The 906-nt window shown below is 62.1% G+C and carries 2 protein-coding genes; both read right to left on the reverse strand.

Features of this window, described 5'->3' with window-relative positions; translation table 11 throughout:
• On the reverse strand, positions 1-423 hold a 423-nt coding region (locus AC5E6N_RS05030), incomplete at its 3' end, for a M20/M25/M40 family metallo-hydrolase (protein WP_491746790.1).
• 31 nt (positions 424-454) lie between these two features.
• The coding region (locus AC5E6N_RS05035; RefSeq protein WP_491746791.1) for an aminotransferase class III-fold pyridoxal phosphate-dependent enzyme at positions 455-906 on the reverse strand (452 nt) is incomplete at its 5' end.

Below are 906 nucleotides of genomic sequence, written 5' to 3' on the forward strand. Positions count from 1 at the left end.
CAGCATGGCCGGGGCAAACCGCGTGCCTTCCTCGTTTGTCCAGTTGACGACGACAATCGGGTGTCTGGTCCTGATGTTCAGATCATTGAGCGTGCGGACAATCTCAAGCCCGCCGAGCACGCCGAGCACGCCGTCATACTTGCCGCCGGTCGGCTGCGTATCGAGGTGACTGCCGACATACACCGGAAGCGCATCCGGATCGGTTCCCTCGCGGCGGAAGAACATGTTGCCCATCTGGTCGAGGCCCATCGTCATTCCGGCGTCCTCGCACCATGTCCGGAACAAGGCGCGGCCCTCGCCGTCCTCGTCGGTCAGCGTCTGCCGGTTGTTGCCGCCGCGCACGCCGGGACCGATCCTGGCCATCTCCATCAGGGATTCCCAAAGGCGGTCACCGTTGATCCTCATGTTTCCAGCCAGCGTCATCGGTGTCCTCCGTGGATTGCCATGGCTCGCCTCAGTCCAGTGATTTCAGAACGCCGCCAAGCGTTTCGACGACAAAATCGATCTGACTTTTCTCGATGATGAGCGGCGGCGACAGGGCGATGATGTCGCCGGTTGTCCGGATCAGGAGGCCCTTGTTGTAGGCATCGAGGAAAGCGGAGAATGCGCGCCGCGTCGGCTCACCCGCGATCGGTTCGAGTTCGATGGCGCCGATCAGTCCGATATTGCGGATATCGATGACATGCGGCAGGCCCTTGAGCGAATGCAGCGCCTCCTCCCAGTAGGGAGCAAGTTCCGCGCCACGGGTCAGCAGCCCTTCGTCCTGATAGGTCGCGAGCGTACCGAGCGCGGCGGCCGAGGCCATCGGATTGCCCGAATAGGTGTAGCCGTGGAAGAACTCGATCATGTGCTCGGGGCCATACATGAAGGCGTCGTGGATCTCGCTCTTGACGAACACGGCTCCCA

The sequence above is a fragment of the Hoeflea sp. genome (genome assembly GCF_984452065.1).